Source organism: Psychrobacter urativorans (assembly GCF_904846695.1).
In the GTDB taxonomy this organism is placed as follows: domain Bacteria; phylum Pseudomonadota; class Gammaproteobacteria; order Pseudomonadales; family Moraxellaceae; genus Psychrobacter; species Psychrobacter urativorans.
This window is the reverse complement of the sequence record NZ_CAJHBR010000003.1, coordinates 227497-245509: the sequence shown is the minus strand read 5'-3', so window position 1 is coordinate 245509 and position 18013 is coordinate 227497. Positions and strand designations below refer to the sequence as shown.

At 42.8% G+C, this 18013-nt stretch carries 14 protein-coding genes; 11 read left to right on the top strand and 3 right to left on the bottom strand.

The genetic code is table 11. From position 1 onward, the window contains the following. Window positions 1-19: 19 nt before the first annotated feature. The 9 genes from JMY09_RS04255 (at window position 20) to JMY09_RS04215 (ending at window position 10954) form a co-directional block, all read left to right on the top strand. Window positions 20-829: a phosphatidate cytidylyltransferase gene (locus JMY09_RS04255; RefSeq protein ID WP_201622343.1), complete on the top strand. Its 810-nt coding sequence runs from the start codon at window positions 20-22 to the stop codon at window positions 827-829. 63 nt (window positions 830-892) lie between these two features. Then, window positions 893-2095 carry a 1-deoxy-D-xylulose-5-phosphate reductoisomerase gene (ispC, locus tag JMY09_RS04250; protein ID WP_201622342.1) on the top strand — a complete coding sequence of 401 codons (1203 nt, stop codon included), beginning with the start codon at window positions 893-895 and terminating at the stop codon, window positions 2093-2095. Between the two features lie 45 nt (window positions 2096-2140). Beyond that, window positions 2141-3517 (top strand): RIP metalloprotease RseP, encoded by a 1377-nt coding sequence (gene rseP, locus JMY09_RS04245; protein ID WP_201622341.1) that lies wholly within the window; start codon window positions 2141-2143, stop codon window positions 3515-3517. A gap of 264 nt (window positions 3518-3781) precedes the next feature. Beyond that, window positions 3782-6208, top strand: a complete 2427-nt coding sequence (gene bamA, locus JMY09_RS04240) for an outer membrane protein assembly factor BamA (protein ID WP_201622340.1) — start codon at window positions 3782-3784, stop codon at window positions 6206-6208. A 167-nt stretch (window positions 6209-6375) separates the two neighbouring features. Continuing rightward, window positions 6376-7392, top strand: a complete 1017-nt coding sequence (lpxD, locus tag JMY09_RS04235) for a UDP-3-O-(3-hydroxymyristoyl)glucosamine N-acyltransferase (RefSeq protein WP_201622339.1) — start codon at window positions 6376-6378, stop codon at window positions 7390-7392. Window positions 7393-7512: 120 nt separating this feature from the next. Beyond that, window positions 7513-8034 carry a 3-hydroxyacyl-ACP dehydratase FabZ gene (gene fabZ / locus JMY09_RS04230; RefSeq protein ID WP_201622338.1) on the top strand — a complete coding sequence of 174 codons (522 nt, stop codon included), beginning with the start codon at window positions 7513-7515 and terminating at the stop codon, window positions 8032-8034. Window positions 8035-8235: 201 nt separating this feature from the next. After that, window positions 8236-9012 (top strand): acyl-ACP--UDP-N-acetylglucosamine O-acyltransferase, encoded by a 777-nt coding sequence (gene lpxA / locus JMY09_RS04225; RefSeq protein ID WP_201622337.1) that lies wholly within the window; start codon window positions 8236-8238, stop codon window positions 9010-9012. A gap of 264 nt (window positions 9013-9276) precedes the next feature. Continuing rightward, on the top strand, window positions 9277-10794 hold the full coding sequence (locus JMY09_RS04220) for a sodium-dependent transporter (RefSeq protein ID WP_201622336.1): 1518 nt from the start codon (window positions 9277-9279) through the stop codon (window positions 10792-10794). A gap of 28 nt (window positions 10795-10822) precedes the next feature. Next, a complete protein-coding gene (locus JMY09_RS04215) occupies window positions 10823-10954 on the top strand; it encodes a methionine/alanine import family NSS transporter small subunit (RefSeq protein WP_201622335.1) in 132 nt (43 codons plus the stop codon). 136 nt (window positions 10955-11090) lie between these two features. On the opposite strand, the gene tgt is transcribed toward JMY09_RS04215, so the two are convergent. Beyond that, window positions 11091-12242 (bottom strand): tRNA guanosine(34) transglycosylase Tgt, encoded by a 1152-nt coding sequence (gene tgt / locus JMY09_RS04210; RefSeq protein WP_201622334.1) that lies wholly within the window; start codon window positions 12240-12242, stop codon window positions 11091-11093. Window positions 12243-12521: 279 nt separating this feature from the next. On the opposite strand from tgt, the gene JMY09_RS04205 reads away from it, so the two are divergent. Continuing rightward, on the top strand, window positions 12522-13154 hold the full coding sequence (locus JMY09_RS04205) for an SOUL family heme-binding protein (protein ID WP_201622333.1): 633 nt from the start codon (window positions 12522-12524) through the stop codon (window positions 13152-13154). Between the two features lie 200 nt (window positions 13155-13354). On the opposite strand, the gene asd is transcribed toward JMY09_RS04205, so the two are convergent. Next, window positions 13355-14488, bottom strand: coding sequence for an aspartate-semialdehyde dehydrogenase (gene asd, locus JMY09_RS04200; RefSeq protein ID WP_201622332.1), 1134 nt, complete (start codon window positions 14486-14488; stop codon window positions 13355-13357). 307 nt (window positions 14489-14795) lie between these two features. Here asd and JMY09_RS04195 point away from each other — a divergent pair, with 307 nt between their 5' ends. Further along, complete coding sequence (locus JMY09_RS04195; RefSeq protein WP_201622331.1) at window positions 14796-15917, top strand: endonuclease/exonuclease/phosphatase family protein; 1122 nt, start codon at window positions 14796-14798, stop codon at window positions 15915-15917. Between the two features lie 512 nt (window positions 15918-16429). On the opposite strand, the gene JMY09_RS04190 is transcribed toward JMY09_RS04195, so the two are convergent. Beyond that, a complete protein-coding gene (locus tag JMY09_RS04190; protein ID WP_201622330.1) occupies window positions 16430-17830 on the bottom strand; it encodes a peptidylprolyl isomerase in 1401 nt (466 codons plus the stop codon). Between the last annotated feature and the right edge of the window lie 183 nt (window positions 17831-18013).

Sequence of the window (18013 nt, the reverse complement as noted above, 5' to 3'; positions counted from 1 at the left end):
ACTATAAGGTTCGCTCACTATGTGGCAACGGATTAAAACAGCAGTCGTGCTTATTGTCATTGTTGGTATTGCTTTATTTGCCAGCCAAACGCCTGTTTTGTTCGCTCCATTACTGGCCATCGGAGTGACGATTGCCGCTCATGAGTGGACTAAGCTAATGCCGAAATGGCGGCAGCCAATAGTGTTTGTATTGATAGTGCTAGTAGTAACTTTGGCTTCATTGATGCTCAAATTTACTTGGGTAGCTTGGTGGCTAGCGTCTCTAGTTATCTGGATGATGGCTCTATCGTGGGTCACTAAATTTCCTACTCATACAAAATGGTATGGCCAGCGCCTAGCCCTGATGGGTGTGGTTATCTTAACTGCCTCAATTACGGCAATGTTTTACTTATGGCAAGCGTCACCTTGGTGGCTTATGTACGTGTTCTTGATGGTTTGGTGCGCCGACAGTGGGGCTTATTTTGTTGGCCGTAAGCTTGGTCGCATTAAGATGGCACCGAATGTCTCGCCTAATAAGAGCATGGAAGGACTGGCTGGCGGTTTAGTAACAGGCTTAGTAGTAGTCGTTGCTATCAGCGTTTTCAAACTACAGTTAACCGGTATGGCGCTAGTAGCCTTTATTGGCTTATCAGCGCTGACAATATTGTCTTCGGTATTGGGTGATTTGTTTGAGTCGATGCTCAAGCGTCGTGCTAATGTAAAAGATTCAGGAACTATCTTGCCAGGTCATGGTGGTATCCTTGACCGTATTGACTCATTACTGTCTGCTACACCTGTATTTGCATTAGGATTTTGGGGCTTACAACAGCTAGGATTATTAGTTGTCTAAGTTGCAGATGTAACTGATTTCAGCTACTTTTATTAATTGACGATATCATAGGCACTACTAGTTATGACCCAACGCATCGCGGTACTAGGCGCAACTGGCTCAATAGGCAACAGCACTTTAGCGATATTGGCTGAACATCTACAAGACTATGAAGTCTATGCTTTATCAGGCCATCAGCGCTTGGATAAGCTCCTGAAGTTATGTCAGCAGTTTAAGCCTAAGCGGGTAGCAGTGCCGACTGAAGCAGTGGACGATTTTGCTAAACGTCTCAAGCAGGCTGGATTGACTGCCGAGGTAGTCGGTGGCACGCAAGGTTTGATCGATGTTGCCACTGACAGCCAAGTCGATACGGTCGTTGCTGCTATCGTTGGTGCCGCAGGATTGCCTTCTACATTAGCGGCAGCTCGCGCGGGCAAGCGTATTCTGCTCGCTAACAAAGAAGCGTTGGTAATGGCCGGACAAGTGATGATAAAAGCAGTCAAGACTCATCACGCCACCTTATTACCGATAGACTCTGAGCACAATGCTATCTTTCAGTGTTTACCTGCCACTATTCAGCAAGATAACACCCAAATTCATGACAGTAGCCACGGAGTACGTAAGCTGTGGTTGACCGCTTCTGGTGGACCATTTTTACAGCAGTCGTTTGCGCAGATGCAGCAAGCAGGGGTAGCCGAGGCAGTTAAGCATCCAAACTGGTCAATGGGCCAAAAGATATCTGTTGATTCAGCAACGATGATGAATAAAGGACTGGAGCTAATAGAAGCTTGTCATTTATTCGATCTACCAGAGAGCAAGATAAATGTGGTTATTCATCCACAAAGTATCATTCACTCAATGGTAGAATATAGCGATGGTAGCTTTTTAGCACAGCTAGGTAGTCCGGACATGAAGACGCCTATTGCCCATGCGCTCAGCTATCCGCAACGTATCGCTAGCGGCTCGCAGCCCTTAGATTTGTATACGCTAAGCGGTCTAGAATTTATCAAGCCCGACTTGCAGAAATTTGCTTGTTTGCGTTTGGCTCGTCAAGCTATGCAAGCGGGTACTCAAGCGACTATTATTCTAAATGCGGCAAACGAGATTGCAGTAGAGGCTTTTTTGCAAGGTAAAGTGCGTTTAACCGATATCGCTAGCATTAACGAGCAAGCTTTGAGCGAAGTAAAAGCGTCAACGCTAAGCGCTGATGCGGATATCGATGACATTTTAGCGATAGATAGCTTGGCTAGGCACTATACTGAAAGCTTAGTTATGCAAATGCTTTAGAGCTTCTTTCTTGTTACCCTTAAGTCCTTTAATTGAGAGCGGCTCATGACATTTTTGTTAACGCTATTAGCGGCAATTTTTGTGCTAGGCCCTCTGATTGCATTGCATGAGTGGGGTCATTACATAGTGGCTCGACTTTGTGGTGTCAAGGTATTGACCTATTCTATCGGCTTTGGTCCTAAGCTGGCGGGCTGGACTAGTAAGCGCAGTGGTATCGACTATCGTATTTCTGCATTGCCTTTAGGTGGCTATGTAAAAATGCTTGATGAGCGCGAAGGTGCAGTGGCAAAAGAAGATCTGCATTTAGCCTTTAATAGGCAACATCCTCTAAAGAAAATAGCCATAGTCGCCGCTGGCCCGATCATGAACTTTATTATTGCTATTGGCCTATTTTGGGTGTTATTTATGACCCCATCAGAGCAGCTAGCCACTACTATTGGCCAAGTACTGCCCAATACGCCAGCAGCGAGTGCGCAGCTGCCAGCAGGAGACAAGATTGTCGCTATTGATGGTCATAAAGTACAGACTTGGGAAGGTATTAATTATCGGCTGGCTGGACGTATGGGCGAGACGGATAACGTCAGTGTCACCTTACAATCAGCTACTGATGCTACTAAACCAGCTACTACTTATCAAGCGCCTGTAAAGCGATTTATGCAAGGCAATGACCAAGGTAAGGATGCATTAAGCAGCTTTGGTATGTTACCTTGGCAGCCTAATATTGCGCCGATCGTAGGGGAGTTGAGTGTTGATGGCGCTGCTAGTCTACAAGGTATGAAAGTAGGTGATAAAATCACAGCGATCAATGGCACCCCTGTAACGGATTGGATTAGCGTTACTCGCATTATTCGCGATAGCCCTGAGGTATTATTGAGCTTTAGCGTATTGCGTAATGATAAGCCAGTAGAGCTAAAAATTATGCCGCAAGGTAAAAAAAACAATTTAGGTAATGATTTTGGTCAGATTGGGGCGATGGTTGCCCAGTCTGAAATCGTTGTCCCTGATGAGTTTAAAACGACTATAGTTTATGGTCCTGGTGAAGCACTAGTTAAATCATTCCAAAAGACTGAGCAGCTAGCCGTAATGACTATCGACTCTATGGGCAAAATGCTCTCAGGAATGATTGGTCTCGATAATTTATCTGGTCCGATTACTATTGCCAAAGTAGCCAAGCAAAGCTTTGACATCAGTTGGGAGATGGTATTATCTACGGCAGCTTTGATCAGTCTTAGTTTGGCAGTACTCAATCTATTACCTATTCCGGTGTTAGATGGTGGGCATATTGTCTATTATGTTATCGAGCTGATCCGTGGTAAGCCGTTGTCAGAGAGTTTCCAGATTGCTGGTTTTAATATAGGCCTACTCTTACTGTTAGGTTTCATGGTGTTAGCAATTGGTAATGATATTAGTCGGCTTTTTTGATCATTGTTAGTGATGAGAACTGGTCAAAATGCGCCACATTAACGTCTGTAGTAGGTATAATGTTGCGCTGATGAGTGCTATAGACCTGGCAAGATCTGTCCCTAAAACTGTACTAATAATAATTTTTAGTTTATTTTATCCTGCGTTTTATATACAGTGTCTTGAGTCCTACTTCGATAAGTTGTTGGTTTTTTACTTATCGAGTCTGACGAAATACACTTTTTAACTTAACTTTAGCAAGTTTTTTATTGACGGATAGTGTTTATGCGTACGCCTTTATTTATGAGTGCGGCTGGGTTGCCGTTAGTGGTAGCAATGATGAGTGTATCGGCACAAGCTGCAGATTTTGTAGCGACCGATATTGGTTTTACAGGCTTACAGCGTCTGACCCCTGATAGCCTCTATCCTGTGTTGCCTATTTCAGTGGGTGATACCGTCACTGATAGCAGTCTTGCGGCCAGTATTAAAGCTCTGTATGCTACTGAAAACTTTGCCAATATTCAAAGCCGTGTTGAAGGTAATCGGCTACGTTTTGAAGTAGTTGAGCGTCCAGTCATCGCTGAAGTAAACTTTGAGGGTAACAAGCTTATCCCTAAAGAAGGCCTGACCCAAGGTTTAGATAACGCTGGTCTGTCTGTAGGCGATGTGCTGAAACAAGCCACGCTACAAGGGGTTGCTAATGAGTTACAGCAGCAATATATCAGCCAAGGCTATTACAATAGTAATATCGAGGTTGATCAAACAGTACTTGATGGTAACCGTGTCAAGTTAGACATACGCTTTATTGAAGGTAAGCCCTCAAAAGTAGTTGATATCAATATTATTGGTAATAGCCACTTTAGTGACAAACAGATAAGAGATGCGTTTGCGCTAAAAGAGTCTTCATGGACGCGCGCATTATCTAAATCTGATCGCTATGCGCAAGAAAAGCTGGCGGCCAGTTTAGAGAATTTGACTGCGCTATATCAGAATGATGGTTATGTACGCTTTTCAGTAGACAACGCTGTGTTAAACATCAGTGAAGATAAGAGTAGTGTATTCATTGAAATCAGCTTAACAGAGGGCGCGCAATACCAGTTCGGTGATATCAGTTTCTTAGGTAAGCCAACATTCGATACGGCAGAACTCAAAGATCTAGTAACTTTTGCCCCTAAAGATAAATACTCACAAGCTCAGCTAGACGCGACAACTTCAGCATTAAAAAGCCGCTATGGTAACGAAGGCTTTTACTTAGCCCAAATCCGTCCTGTGCCACGCATTAATGATGAAACTAAGGTCGTCGATGTCGATTACTATATTGATCCGGCACGACCAATCTATGTGCGCCGTATCAACTTTAATGGCAATCTACGTACTAAAGATGAAGTATTGCGCCGTGAAATGCGTCAGTTAGAAGGGGCTTTAGCTTCTAATGAAAAGATCCAGCTGTCACGTACTCGCTTGTTACGCACCGGCTTCTTTAAAGACGTTAAAGCTGATGTTAAACCAGTACCTAATCAGCCTGATCAAATCGATATTAACTACACTGTTGTTGAGCAGCCCTCTGGTAGCTCAACGATCGCTGCTGGTTACTCGCAAAGTGGTGGTGTGACTTTCCAGTTAGATTTGACCCAAAATAACTTTATGGGTACTGGTAACCGAGTAAAAGCCGCTTTATCACGTTCAGAAACTCGTGATTCTTATAGCTTAGGGTATACCGACCCTTACTTTACTGAAAATGGTGTCTCGCAAGGTATTAGTGCTTATTATCGCGAAACCAAATTCGATGATCGAAACGTAAGCAACTATGTGACTGATTCGTACGGTGGTACGCTGAACTACAGCTATCCAGTTGATGAGACTAAAAGAGTTAGTGCCGGTCTTAACATCGATAATACCACGGTACGTGGCGGCCGCAACCTTGGGGTAGTCAACGTCGATCGTATCCTTGAAAGTGGTGGCACAGTTGACGCTGTTAGAGATGATGCCGGTGAACTTATCGATGGCGTTTCTACCTTTAAGAATGACTATACCACCTATAATTTATTATTAGGATGGGACTATAGCACTCTAGATCGTCCGGTATTCCCAACCAAAGGTATGAGCCATACGGTAGACGGTACTATCGGTCTTGGTGATTCTAGCTTCCAAAAGCTCATTTATCGCGGCAACATCTATTATCCTATCTATAAAGACTGGGTAGCGCGTGGCTATACTAAGCTTGGCTATGGTAACAATTTACCATTTTATGAAAACTTCTATGCTGGTGGTTATGGCTCAGTGCGTGGTTATGAGTCTTCAAGTTTAGGCCCTAGATCTAAAGCCTATAGTGATGCAATCAGTGGTCGTGATCGTCTTAGAGATGAAGAAGTGGGCGGTAATGCATTAGCTAGCTTCGGGGCTGAGCTGATTTTGCCATTACCGTTTAAGGCTGATTGGGCTGATCAAGTGCGTCCAGTACTGTTTGCCGAGGGTGGACAAGTCTTTGACACTTCAGATAGAGAAAACCGTACCTTTATCGATCCTGTTAAGGGTACTGATACGGGTGTGCCATTGCTGCAACAAGACAATAAGATGCGCTTTAGTGCGGGTGCTGGTGTCACTTGGTACACGCCGATTGGCCCAGTCTCAATCAGCTATGCAGTGCCATTTGGTGACAAAGAAGGCGATCAGACAGAAAAAGTTCAGTTCCAAATCGGTAGTACGTTCTAAGACAGTTGTTAGTACTAGTAATACATAGAACAGCCCGCTAGCTTTAGAACATAGACGTAATAGAGGTTAGATAATATTTCTAGATCTAACCTCGAAATTCGATAGGCGGTAAGTTGACTACTCAACTTAGCGCCTACTTTCTTATACTAATAATACTAACGTTGACTATGATAACGATTGAACAACTTATCAGCCATATTGAGCAGCGCCAGCCCGTATTAAATAAGGCTGCCCTGAGTATTGAGCAATTACAGGTGCAACTGACCAGTATTGGCAGCCTAACTGACGCTAAAAGCACGCAATTAAGCTTTTTAGCAGATCCGCATTACATCTCCCGTCTAGCCGGTAGCCAAGCAGGAGCCGTGCTTATCACTGAACCATTTAGCGCTCAAGTACCTACCAGCTCTGTGGGCTTAGTAGTAGCTACGCCTTACTTAGCTTACGCTAGTGCCAGCCAGCTATTCGCCCCCAACATACCCGCTAAAGCTATTCATCCTACTGCCGTAATCGCTGATAGTGCGATTATTGCTGCTGGAGTCAGCATTGGCGCCTTTTGTGTTATCGGTGAACAAGTACAGATCGGCACAGGCAGTTGTCTAGATGCGCATGTAGTGATAGAAGATCGCAGTAGCATTGGTGACTATGCAGTGATCAAACCCCAAGTAGTAGTAGCGCATGACTGTATCATTGGTAGTCATGTGCGTCTACATGCTGGGGTAGTTATTGGCAGTGAAGGTTTCGGCTTTGCTCCTACTAGCGATCGTAGTAGCAGTGGTTGGGAGCGGATTGCGCAGCTTGGTCGAGTTATTATTGGCGATCATGTCCGTATCGGCAGCAACAGCTGTGTGGATCGTGGTGCCATTGATGACACTATCATAGGCAACCACGTCATTATCGACAACTTAGTACAAATTGCGCATAACGTGCATATTGGTGACGGAACGGCTATAGCCGCTAATACAGGTATTGCTGGTAGCACTATCATCGGTAAGCGCTGCATTATAGGCGGAGCAGTCGGCATCAATGGTCATGTTAAGATTACTGATGATGTGACGTTATCAGGTATGACCATGGTAACTAAGTCTATTCAGACCGCTGGCTCCTATTCTTCTGGAACAGCAGCTATGCCTACTGCCAAATGGCGACGTGCTGCGGTACGCTTTCGTCAACTTGGGGACAGCTAACGTTGCTCATTAATGCAGCGTTATTATTAACTTTTATAAAATATCAATACGTTTGATTATAAATAAATTCTTATTACCTACTTTTATTAACAGCCCGCAACAATCGCAAGGAAGCAAGGCATGAACGCCATCGACATCGATATCGAGACTATTACAGAAGAAGATATAAAGTTATTAGCTGAGCAAGGCTTAACCTTACCGCTAAATTATCATACCCTTAAGCATTATTTGCCCCATCGTTATCCGTTTATGCTCGTCGATAGAATCACTGCCTGTAAACCTGGCGAGTGCATTACTGGTATCAAAAACGTGACTATTAATGAAGAGTATTTTAATGGCCATTTCCCTGATGAGCCGATCATGCCAGGTGTATTGATGGTAGAGTCCATGGCACAAGTATCAGGCGTGTTAGGCTTTATCAGTGCAGGGTTAACCGCTGAAGATGGCTATCTGTATTTGTTTGCAGGAGTAGATAAAGTCCGTTTTAAGCGCCGAGTTATTCCTGGTGATCAGCTGATTATTCGCGCTAAAACGATCATGCAAAAACAAGGTATTTATAAGTTCGACTGCACAGTACATGTAGGTACTGAACTAGCTGCCAGTGCGCAAATAATGATTGCTCGCCAACAACAGCCTGCTTAATCTTATCTTTAGTAATGGCTGTTATTATTAATTGCTCTATTTATTAATGGCCATCAGGGTTAGTTAGCTTTAATTTTATGGTCCATTCTCAAGTTGCGAGTTAATAAAGTGACTGTAGGATGCCTGTAAATAATTACCAAACCAGTTTATAATGCGAATTTGCATTACTTTTTCGTATTAAAGAATACAAAGGCCTACATTATGAGTCAGATTCATCCTACCGCACTCATCTCACCATCAGCTACTATTGATGAAACCGCTGTTATTGGACCCTATTGTGTCATTGGTGATGAGGTGACGATCGGCGCTCATACTGTATTGCATCGACATGTAGTGGTTACTAAACTCACCCGTATCGGTCAACACAATCAAATCTATCAGTTCGCCAGTATTGGCGAGGATTCACAAGATCTAAAGTATGTTGGTGAGCGCACTTGGCTTGAGATTGGCGATCATAATACTATTCGTGAAGCTTGCAGTTTGCATCGTGGCACAGTGCAAGATAATGGCTTGACTAAAATTGGCAATCATAATTTGTTGATGGTCAATACCCATATTGCTCATGATTGTATGATTGGTGATAATAATATTTTTGCGAATAATGTTGGTCTCGCTGGGCACGTGATTATTGGCAACCACACTATAGTAGGAGGCAACTCAGGTATCCATCAGTTTTGCCGAGTCGACGATTACAGCTTGATTGGCGGTGCCAGTTTAATTTTAAAAGACGTAGCGGCATTCACTATGGTATCGGGTAATCCTGCCAGCACTCATGGACTCAATGTTGAGGGCATGCGTCGCAAAGGCTGGACACAAGAAACTATAAACATTTTGCGCCAAGCTTATGTCACTATCTTTAGATCAGGATTAACCACTGCCCAAGCACTAGAAAAATTGCATGATCAATTACCACAAGAGCCTAAAATCCAGCTGCTAATCGATTCATTAGCAAATAGTAAACGTGGGGTAGTTCGCTAACTAATCCTTGCTCATTATTGGCAGGTATTAATGCTGCTCATACTTTAATTTGCTATAGCCATAACTTATTGTTATGGCTTTTTGTATTTATGATTGCTTGACTTTTGGTGTCGATTAGCAGAAACTCTGAAATTATGTGAAGTAAGGTTGTAGCAACTTATTTTAACCAACAGCTAACTTATGATTTCTTTGATTATTTTGCGCCATTCAATGCAATAGTCAAAAATGATCAAAGAGATTATTAGTAGATTTTAGGAGTCTTGTATGGCACAACAAAGGGAAAACTGGTCCGGTAGAACTGGATTCATTATAGCCGCTATTGGTTCAGCGGTAGGCTTAGGTAACATATGGCGATTTCCTTATGTGGCCTATGATAATGGCGGTGGGGCATTCATGGTGCCTTATCTCATTGCTTTATTAACCGCAGGTATTCCACTATTATTCTTGGACTATGCCATTGGGCATAAGTATCGTGCCGCTGCCCCTCGTGCTTATAAAAAGATGGTACCTTCTGCCCAGTTTGTGGGCTGGTGGCAGACACTAGTGTCTTTCGTCATTGCCATTTATTACGCCGCAGTTATCGTTTGGGCCGGCAGTTACATGTTTTTCTCGTTTGGTCAGAAGTGGGGTGAAGATACTACCACTTTCTTTGTCAGCGACTTTGTACACCACACTGGTGACTTAACTTCAGTGTTCGTACCACAGATGTTCGTTGGTTTGCTCATCGTTTGGGCAGTATCTATGTTAATTATGTTTGGCGGTATTCGTAAAGGGGTTGAACTGGCTAATAAAATTTGCCTACCTTTATTGCTTATATTGTTTGGCATTATGGTATTCAAAGCCGTCAACTTACCGGGTGCAGTTATCGGTTTAAACGCTTTCTTCGAGCCAAACTGGGTCAAAATGCAAGATCCTAACGTCTGGTTAGCGGCTTATGGTCATGTATTTTTCTCACTATCAGTAGGCTTCGGTATTATGGTCACCTATGCCTCCTACCTACAGAAGAATACTAACTTAACAGGCGCAGGCCTAGTGGTTGGTTTTGCCAACTCTTCTTTTGAGCTTATCGCTGGTATTGGTATCTTTGCTGCTATCGGTTTTATGGCCCAATCGACTGGTCAAGATGTATCAGAGGTTGCTAGTGGTGGTGTTGGACTGGCGTTCTTTGTCTTCCCTAAAATCATTTCTACTATGGGCGCAAGCGGTGATATCGTAGGTTTCCTATTCTTTGGCTCTTTAGTAGTTGCTGGGATCAGTTCGCTAATCAGTATTCTTGAAGTGCCTATTTCTGCTTTTCAAGATAAGTTTGATTGGCCACGCAAAAAAGCAGTTGCAGTGATAGGCGGAGTTTGTGCGATTATCTCTATCGCTGCTTTCTCTACTGGCAGCTCTTTGGTACTAGTAGATGTGATCGATCACTTTGCTAATAATATCGGTATCGTGGCTGGTGGTTTGATGTCAATTATTTGGTTGACTTGGTTTAATCGCCGTAAAATCCCAGGCATACTTGCTCATATCAATCGTGTTTCTAGTATCAAATTAGGTGGTGCTTGGATATTTATGCTAACAGTCATTACTCCAACAGTGCTAACTATTGCTTTAGGTCTAAAAATTGTCGATCTCGTTAAAACCCCTTATGAAGGCTACTCTACAACCATCCTATTATTATTTGGTTGGGGCATCGTAGTATTCTTCGGCTTAGGAGCATTTGTACTTAGTAGTATGAAAGGGGTATATGATGAAGAAGATGACAAGGCCCGTTTACTTGATGACGCACCTTAATAAAATGATATTTTAATAGGAAATTATTATGAGTACTTCAGCAATTATTTTTATGATTATCTCCATGGTGCTTATATGGGGCGGCTTACTTTTCTCTATCGTTCACCTAAAGAACCATCCTGATATTCCAATGGATCAACTGCCAGACGATCGGATTTAATATGAGCGTCAAGATCAATAGCGCAAGGTTTTAGAGCATTAAAGTCTTTAACCTTAGCACTATGAATTTAATAAAAATGCCAGTCAGCTTTCACTGTCTGGCATTTTTGTTTTAGCAGATAAACCTTAACAACGATTTAGCGCAAATTTAATTCAGGTACACTCTGACCACGCTTAGCGTAAAACTCGCTAACGAATTGATCAAAGGTATCTTGTTCAATAGCTTCTCTTATACCAGCCATTAAGCGCTGATAATAACGCAAGTTATGAATAGTCGCTAATTGCGCGCCTAGCATCTCTTTACACTTATTAAGATGATATAAGTAAGCACGGCTAAAGTTTTGGCAAGTATAGCAATCACATTCAGGATCTAATGCACCTTCATCTTCTCTATATTGGCTATTACGAATACGCACTACACCGACATTGTCTGCGTTACCAGTGACAAAGTAATGGCCATTACGTGCATTACGAGTAGGCATTACGCAGTCGAACATATCAACGCCACGACGCACCCCTTCAACGAGATCCTCAGGCTTACCCACACCCATCAAGTAGCGCGGTTTATCGGCCGGCATGTCATCAGGAAGGTAATCAAGCACATCTATCATTTCTTCTTTGGGTTCCCCAACCGACAGACCACCAATGGCGTAACCATCAAAGCCAATCTCAAGCAAACCCTCAAGCGACTGCTGACGCAAATCAGCATACATACTGCCTTGGATAATACCGAATAGGGCATTAGTGCTGCCTAATTTATTATGCTCGTCAACACAACGTTGTCCCCAGCGCAGCGATAGCTCCAATGACTTTTTGGCTTCGTCATGAGTAGCCGGATAGGGCGTACACTCATCGAACTGCATAACGATATCAGAATTAAGACTGTATTGAATTTGCATTGATTTTTCTGGTGACAGGAACACTTTAGCGCCATCGATAGGCGATTTAAAGTTGACACCTTCTTCAGTAATCTTGCGCATGGCTCCTAAGCTAAATACTTGGAAGCCGCCTGAATCGGTCAATATTGGCTTATCCCAATGCATAAATTTATGCAAACCACCGAATTTGTCGATGATATCTGTACCTGGACGCAGCCATAAGTGAAAAGTATTACCTAAGATGATATCAGCGCCTATGGCCTCGATATCGCGAGGCAGCATACCTTTGACCGTACCATAAGTACCGACTGGCATAAAAGCAGGGGTTTGTACCTCTCCGTGATTAAGGTGAACCGTGCCGCGGCGGGCACGAGTCTCACCGCTAGCGGTTTTGTGTAAAGTAAATTGCATATAGTAGTCACTGTTTAAACAATAAAAATAGCGCTAATTATAGCATTGCTAACTGTTTATTGGGACGTTGATGCTTTATAAGCGGGTAATAATGTACTAAGCGACGAATGTAATAAGCGACGAATGTACTAAGCCAATAGAATAAGCGGCTAATAGTTAGCTTGAGTCATAACGAAAAAATACAGACAGTAAGGTTAGGTTGTTGCTATGGTTATAGGCTATTAAAATAGCAGTTTTATCTAAAAGTTAAGCACTGCTAGTTTAATGGGGAGATAGATTATGCAAGCTACTACTTATCTGCTGCTAGGCAGTTTATTAATGTTACCAGGAGTGGCTATGGCGACCGAAGAACCTGAATATACGATTTTAAATCAAGTGGATAATTTTGAGCTGCGTCGCTACGATCCACAAATCGTCGCACAAACGTGGGTGACGGGCGACCAAAATCAGGCAGGTAATAAAGGTTTTAGGATATTAGCTGATTATATCTTTGGTAATAATACTGCACCTAATGGCCAGAGTAGTAAGATCAGCATGACCACGCCGGTTAAGATGCAGCCACAAACTGGCACATCAGCAAAGATTGCCATGACTGCACCTGTTGCGATGCAACAGAATGATGGTAAGTGGCGAGTAAGGTTTGTGATGCCAAGCAAATACACTATGCAGACTCTGCCAAAACCTAACAATCGGGCAGTCAGTATTATCGAAGTGCCAGCGAAGACTTACGGGGTTATCAAGTTTTCAGGACTGACTGGTAATAAAAAAGTCGCTGCTAAGACAGCAGAATTAGAGGCTTGGATGCAGGGCTTAAATATAATAGGTACTGCCGAAATGGCGCGCTACAATCCACCTTGGACTCTACCGTTTATGCGTCGTAATGAGATTATGATTGAGTACCAAGCAAAATAGCAATTTTTATTCACAAGAGGGCTTAGCTAATAAAAAGGTTTTTTATTAGCTAAGCCGTTCGATAAGTGAGACATTATCGCTATGAGTAAAGTGTTGTCGGGTATAACTTAAGCTTAAATGCATCAATCTAACCTAATAAAAAAGACAGCCTAAGCTGTCTTTTTTGATTTTATCGATAACTGAGTTTTTTATAGCAGATGTTAGCTTTTTTGTTCGCGGATAATGTTTAGCATGCGACGTAAAGGTTCTGCTGCGCCCCATAACAGCTGATCACCGACAGTAAAGGCACCTAAGTATTCAGGACCCATATTGAGCTTACGCAGACGGCCAACAGCTACAGTGAGTGTCCCAGTGACCGCAACCGGCGTTAGACGCTGCATACTGGCTTGCTTGTCATCTTCGACCACATCTAGCCACTCATTACCACTATTTTTTAGTGCTGCTTCAATCTCTGATAAAGGAATATCTTTTTTAAGCTTAATGGTCAGCCCTTGTGAATGACAACGCATCGCACCGATACGCACGCACATGCCATCGATAGGGATAGCGTTATCACTGTCATTACCAAGGATTTTGTTGGTCTCAACACCGCCTTTCCATTCTTCTTTAGATTGCTTATTGTCTAATTGCACATCGATATAAGGAATCAAGCTACCCGCGAGTGGCACGCCAAAATACTGCTGCGGAAAATCAGCTGAGCGCTGGGTGGCGGCTATTTTTTTATCAATCTCAAGGATAGCGCTTGAAGGATCTGCTAGCTCATCGGCAACCGCATCGCGTAATACGCCCATACCTTCGATCAGCTCACGCATATTATTAGCACCAGAGCCACTAGCAGCCTGATAAGTCATTGCGCTGACCCATTCAACCCAGCCTTTATTAAACAGCTCACCAATGGCCATCAGCATCAACGATACGGTACAGTTACCACCGATGAAGTCTTTTTTACCAGCAGCTAGAGCGCTATCGATCACTTTGCGATTGACCGGATCAAGAATGATGATACTGTCATCTTCCATACGTAGAGTACTAGCAGCATCAATCCAGTAGCCATTCCAGCCACTATCACGTAAAGGCTGATGTACTTTTTGCGTATAGTCACCCCCTTGACAGGTGATAATCACCTCACAAGCGGCTAGTGCCTCAATATCATGAGCATCTTTAAGTTGGCTAGTTTCAATACCATCGAAGCTTGGTGCATCGCCACCAGCGTTGCTGGTAGAGAAGAACACTGGGCTAATACCAGAAAAGTCATTCTCATCGCGCATACGCTGTATTAGCACTGACCCGACCATACCACGCCAGCCTACCAAACCTACTGTTAAGTTGCTCATCGATTGTAATCCTTTTTTACAGTTATTTATTGCTATGTCAACCAATAACAATGCCGTGAATAGCTATAAAAAGCAAGGCGTTTACCACTATTTTAACGATTTATTGACTACTATTCGCTATAGATATTATAACTTTGGGTTATTATTAGCCGCTAATGCTTTACAAGTGCTCCCATATAAGTTGTAGAGTATTTATTTAATAGCTATACAATCCAGTCCAAACATAGTGCACAATAGGCGTTAAAAATATTATGGTTATTTAAAACATGGTATTCATTATTCACTTGATAGTCGGTTAAACAACTTTATGGATTTATCTGCCCTATATTATGGTATCCAGCTGCTCGCAGGGCTGATTATTTTTGTGACGGTTTGGGGCTGGCTACCATTAGACAATTGGTGGGTGCGCGGCGTTGAGTTTCCGCGTATCCAAATTATGGTGCTGGGGTTCTCAGCTTGGCTAGGTCTATTATTATTTTGGGCACAATGGTCGCTGTGGCAATGGCTACTATTTATAGCGCTAACTACTAGTGTCGCCTTTCAGATCAGAATGATACTGCCCTATACAAGGCTATGGAAAAAGGAAGTGCAGAGCGCTAACAATAGCTCTGAAGCTAAAGTAAACCAGCTCAAAATCATGGTCTCAAATGTGCTGACCCCCAATAAGAATAAGCAAAAGCTAGTCGATTTAGTCAACCAAAAACAGCCTGATATCTTGATTACTCTTGAGACTGATGGCGAATGGCAACAGGAAATGAGCGTGATTGAATCTGATTACCCTTATACAGTCAAAGTGCCATTAGATAATTTATATGGTATGCACTTATATTCTAAGCTGGAGTTGATAGATCCTGAAGTGAAGTACCTGATGATTGATGACATTCCTTCGATTCACACTCAGTTACGTCTACCGAGTGGTCGAGTCATTTGGCTATATTGTCTACACCCTATGCCGCCGAGTCCAACTGAAGCGGACAAATCTACTACTCGTGATGCTGAACTGCTGATGGTTGGTCAACATATCAAGAAAAATAAACAAACCGCCATCTTAGCGGGTGACTTAAATGATGTGGCTTGGTCAAAGACTACTCGTCGTTTCCAACGTATCTCAGGGCTATTAGACCCCCGTATCGGTCGACATTTCATCAACACTTTCCATGTAAAGTATCCGTTTTTACGATGGGCTTTGGATCATATTTTTCATAGTGCCTGTTTTACTGTGGTTGATATAGAACGCCTGCCTTCTATCGGCTCAGATCACTTTCCAGTATTGACTACCTTACAGTACCAGCCTGAAGAAACCGCTAAGCAAGAAGAGAACGCCCCAACTCCCGAAGCTGAAGACATCAGAGAAACTGAAAATAAGATTAAGGCTGGCAAGGAAGAGGGACGTAAGGTTTCTAAAGAGCATGCAGAAGAAGCTAAATAAAAAACCAATCATCACCTTAAGGTAGTGATAGTAATTAATAAATAACGATTTTGGTTAAGATGACTGGTGTTTTATTTTATTAGCTAAGCCGTATTAAAAACTCATCCAAATATTGTAAGCAAATGCTTACATCGATTGGGGCTTTTAGCGTCTAGGCGAATCCTTAGCTTTGCATTACAATACCCTCATCGACACAAGGATAAGTAAGGATGCGGTGTTGAGACGCTGGTAGCATGACTATAGAGTAGTCTATTTTGTTACAAACTAGCGTGTATGACTTAGGATGAGTCAGCAAGGATAAAATAATAACAATCTGCTAAATAAACTAAAACCCGAACCTATTGCCCAAGGTTTGGGTTTTTTCTTGTCAGTAAATTAATGAGATCAAATAGCTTCAAAGTGATAACGGTTAGCATAAAAAAAGAGCCTATATAATAATATAGGCCCTAATGGTTAACTCTCAGCAGTGTCTAGTTGTGAATCTTCAACACCGCTTAGCTATTATCTAGCTATCACTCAAGCACTTGAATATAAGCACCGGCACGTAGCTCTTGCAACCAATCTTCTTGGGCTTGTGGCGCTAAACGCTGGTATAGAGCTTGACGAGCCATATTACGGCGATACTCGCTACTAGCATCATACTGACGCTTGTCTGCCACTTTTAAGATATGCCAGCCAAACTGAGTCTTAAAGGGCGCAGAATAATCGTTAACGCTAGTGTTCTTCATTACCGCTTCAAACGGACCGATCATATCTTGTTCGCTAACCCATTCTAGATCACCACCGCGTCCTGCTGAGCCGGGATCGTCAGAATAAGTAGCCGCTAGTGCTGAAAAGTCAGCTCCTTGGCGCAGCTGATTATAAAGGTCATTAATTTTTTGTTCAGCAAGAGCATCAGTTTGTAAGTCATCAACTTTAATTAAGATATGACTAGTACGCCACTGAGGCACAATCATGCTATCGCTGTCTTTTTTATTAGCCAGCTTTATGATATCGATGCCTTCAGGGGTTACAAGCGGTGCACTAACTTCACCTACGGCAAGCTTAGTGATTTCACTAGATAACTCAGTAGGTAGCGCCGCTGCTTTATGAAAGCCCATATCACCACCTTGTAGTGGTATAGCATAGCTACCTTGAACAGCAGCAACAGCAGCATCTACGTCTACATTTGGTGCTTGTAAGCGCTTACGCAATGCTTCTGCTACTGCTAAAGCTTCAGCACGTTGTGCTGGTGATAAGCGGTTATAATCATCGATATAGGGCACACGCACGTGGATAGTTTGATATTCGCTTTGATTGAGACGTTTGGCTTCAGGTGAGGCCAAGAATGAATCAATATCTTGTTCACTAATGCGCACACGATTGCTGACTTGGCGTTGCTGTAAGGTTTGAATAGCAGCGTCCTCAATCAGCTTACTACGTAGACTAGCGTAGCCACCAGCTTGCTGGGAATCCATACGTTGTTGTAGAGCGCTAAGACTATCGAGGCCTTCGGCTTCAGCGATTTTTGCTAGGCGCTGATTAATAGCTGCCTCATCAGGCTTAATACCAACACGGTTAATTAATGACAGCTGTAACTCACGCAGAATTAAGGAATTTAATACTTCAGACTGGAGCTGAGCAGAATTGGGTAACGGCTGACCGGCATTTTTTGCACGCAATTGAGTCTGAATGACCGCGTTGATTAAATCGCTCTTTAAGATAGCATTGTCATTAACTAGCGCAATAATACCGTCGGTACTGTTACTAGCAGTCAGACGATTGCTAGTACTTTGACTAGCGCTAGTACTACTACTGGTCGCAGCAGCTTGGTTTTTGACGGTTGCTGCTTGAGCATTAAGACTCAAAGCAAGTCCAGCGCTCATTACTAATAACACCGCACTACTGGTCTGACGTAAACAAAAAATTCTCATAATGCTCCTGATCACTATCATCTTATAAGATGGGAGTTGTGTGACTGTATCTATAAAGGCTTAATTAACTATCAGTGCTTAGCTAGCTATTAAAAATATTTAGTATAACTTAATACAACAAAGGCATTGAGTCGCTAAAGGTTGGCAACCCTCATAACATTAGTGCTTTTTATAGACCATTTA